Annotated in this window: 5 protein-coding genes; all 5 read left to right on the top strand. The window is 58.7% G+C overall.

Going from position 1 to position 2657, the window contains the following annotated elements:
- The first annotated feature begins 346 nt into the window (after window positions 1–346).
- Window positions 347–502: a hypothetical protein gene (locus tag NCHOL11_RS18305; protein ID WP_176502362.1), complete on the top strand. Its 156-nt coding sequence runs from the start codon at window positions 347–349 to the stop codon at window positions 500–502.
- Window positions 503–780: 278 nt separating this feature from the next.
- Window positions 781–987: a cold-shock protein gene (locus NCHOL11_RS17905; RefSeq protein WP_097093838.1), complete on the top strand. Its 207-nt coding sequence runs from the start codon at window positions 781–783 to the stop codon at window positions 985–987.
- 61 nt (window positions 988–1048) lie between these two features.
- Entirely contained in the window at window positions 1049–1384 is a 336-nt protein-coding gene (locus tag NCHOL11_RS17900) for a DUF6481 family protein (RefSeq protein WP_097093837.1), read from the top strand.
- A 354-nt stretch (window positions 1385–1738) separates the two neighbouring features.
- Entirely contained in the window at window positions 1739–1960 is a 222-nt protein-coding gene (locus NCHOL11_RS17895; protein WP_097093836.1) for a hypothetical protein, read from the top strand.
- Between the two features lie 6 nt (window positions 1961–1966).
- Window positions 1967–2657 (top strand): spermidine synthase (locus tag NCHOL11_RS17890; RefSeq protein ID WP_255254903.1); only part of this gene is annotated, 691 nt, incomplete at its 3' end.

The raw sequence follows: 2657 nt of genomic DNA, 5'->3' as shown, positions 1-2657 counted from the left end.
CCAGGCCGCAGACTTGGTCGTGTCGGCATGACAGCAGACACGACCGCCCCGGCCCGCCCACGAAGGCGAGCGTTCATTAGCCGCGATCCACGGATTTCTCCTGACCAGGCGAGGCGGCAGGGGTTGATCACCCATCTTGCATTCGTCCTTCTGGGGCAGGAGGAAGCAATCCGCTTTCTAAACACCCACAATGCCTCGTTGGGCGCCCGGCCCCTGGATTTGGCGATCGCCGATCCAGAGGGGTATTCAAGGGTGGAAAATGCGGTCCAACTGCTTGCCCGACCCGCAGTCGGCGGGCGGCAGTAATCTTGCTCGTCAACCCCTACTCACCAGGATTGGACAGAAGATGACAGTTGTCCCGGCAGACGAAACGGAACTCATGGATCGCTATGGCATCATCAAGGTGCCGGCATATCGCTACCATTATCGTGACTGGCGATATTCGACCTTGAACGATGCGCTTGCTCAAGCCAAGCGCGATGAGGCGGCGCGCTCGAAGTGAGCAGCGCGCTGCGGCATTTGGTCGTGGCACAGATGCGATCCCAGTACGAAATCGAAGGTAACAGAGCAGGAGTTACCGGCAGCTGGGGAAATTGTCGCTCGATCAGCCCAGATCAGTTTTTGCATTTCCGTCGATTTGTGCTATTGACGCCTCGCTGAACGTCGCGCTTCGACGGATATCGGGCCGCTTCGGCTCTCCCTTGTCCCACATTTGCCTCTTGAAGCCGGGATGCCCGCATTGTCGCGGGCACCCATGAAACTTGGACAAGGAGCTCCAACATGATCATCGGAACAGTCAAATTCTTCAATGCCGACAAAGGCTATGGCTTCATCGCGCCGGAAAGCGGCGGCGGCGACGCCTTCGTGCACATAACCGCGGTTGAACGCGCGGGCATGCGTACGCTCGAGAAGGATCAGCGCGTGTCCTACACGCTGGAAACGGATCAGCGCGGCAAGGCATCGGCAACCAACCTTCAGCCTGCCTGAAGGAGGGTCGGGCGGCTTCGGCCGCCCCCAGCGCGAAATTGAAACAGGACTTTGCCTCTTAATGAAAAGATATAAGGAACCGCACTTCCAGGAGCGCATAGCCGCTGCGGCCAGCGCCCGGACAGAGGTTCTCGAACGACTACGGACGAAAGTGCCCGTGGTTCGGGCCGTTACCCTCGACCAAGCAGAACGCCGTCTGGCAAAGGAAGCTGCGGCAAGGGAGAAGCGCCAGCAGGCTCTGCTCGCGGCGAAAGAACAAAAAGCTGCCAGACGTGCGCAGGCCAACGAAATGGCCGCGGCGAAGGCGCCCAATCAAAAGCCGGAACTCAGTGAGGCTGAACGCAAGTCAGCCCGTGATGCGCGATATCTCGCGCGCAAGAAGCGGCTATCGTCTTGAGCGGGATGCTGCAAAGCCCTTTGGCTGGTGCGGCACCCTTGCAGATACAACCCCATGTCCATCGCCGCCATCGTCGCAAGCGCCTGATTAAAGGCCGTGCCGTGCAGCGAGGAACAAATATAAAAATGCGGCTCGCGCCGCGAGGACCATCTATGAATATATTTTCCAAACCCGATAAACGCGCAACCCGTTCCTCCTCCTTGCGAAGGCCCGAGGCGCGCCTCCCTGCCTTCAACTGCCCGACGACCTTGTCGAGCAGTGAATTGAAGCGCGTTGTCATAGCGATGGTGGGCTAACTTCATCCTCGGCAGAGTATTCGCCCTGCGATCATCCAAGTTACAGTGAGGAATCTCCATGAGCCGAGAAGCAATCCGTCCCTATCTAATCTCCAAGGATGATGATGGGAATTTCCGGCTCACGGTGCGTGAGACCCGGTACAATTCCCAAGGCTATCCGCTGGTCACATCGCATATGCAGGAGGAGACATTCAAATCCGTGGCCGCAGTCCGTACCTTCGCTCGCGACGTGTTCAAGGCCGAACCTGGCCAATATGATCAGACGAAGTCGCGGTCGTAACGCGGAATGACCATGCTAGCGCCACAGGATGACCGGACGGCAATCCCGGTAGAGCTGGTTGACACCGCACAACTTCCCGACGGAGGTGAATTGCTCCTGTGGCGCCGGGGGGACGATTATTCGATCCAGTTCGAAGACGACGAGCTGATGGGCAATCAGGTTCGCCATTCGGAAGAAGCGCTGGCAACACTGGTATGCGAACGGCTGTCTCATCGCGATGGCCGTATCCTTATCGGGGGGCTGGGCATGGGCTTCACGCTGGGGGCGGCGCTCTCCTCGCTTTCACCGGCTGCTGAGGTCGTCGTTGCCGAGCTTGTGCCCAAGATCGTCAAATGGGCAAGGGGGCCGCTAGCCCATCTGTTTCAGGATCATCTCGTCGATCCCAGACTGTCCCTTGAGATGGCCGATGTTCATGACGTGATTATCAGGCAGGAGGCAGCCTTCGACGCCATTCTTCTGGACGTCGATAATGGTCCTGACGGGATGATCCACCTTCCCAACGAACGGCTCTACTGCAACTGGGGATTGCGGGCGGCGCGTGACGCGCTGAGACCCGGGGGCATCCTCGCCATATGGTCGGCCTACACGGATAATGACTTTGTCGATCGCTTGGGGAGTGCCGGTTTCGATGTGGAAGAGGTGAGCATCCCCGCCCTGGCCGGTGAAGAACATGCAATTCACACGATCTGGCTTGCAT

The sequence above is a fragment of the Novosphingobium sp. Chol11 genome, from assembly GCF_900218065.1.
In the GTDB taxonomy this organism is placed as follows: Bacteria; Pseudomonadota; Alphaproteobacteria; order Sphingomonadales; family Sphingomonadaceae; genus Sphingobium; species Sphingobium agri.
This window is presented reverse-complemented; position numbering and strand designations above follow the sequence as displayed.

Bases quoted from the DNA above. Each gene is read 5' to 3' on its own strand.
- NCHOL11_RS17895 (WP_097093836.1), top strand. From the start codon at position 1,739: ATGAGCCGAGAAGCAATCCGTCCCTATCTAATCTCCAAGGATGATGAT.
- NCHOL11_RS17900 (WP_097093837.1), top strand. From the start codon at position 1,049: ATGAAAAGATATAAGGAACCGCACTTCCAGGAGCGCATAGCCGCTGCG.
- NCHOL11_RS18305 (WP_176502362.1), top strand. From the start codon at position 347: ATGACAGTTGTCCCGGCAGACGAAACGGAACTCATGGATCGCTATGGC.
- NCHOL11_RS17905 (WP_097093838.1), top strand. From the start codon at position 781: ATGATCATCGGAACAGTCAAATTCTTCAATGCCGACAAAGGCTATGGC.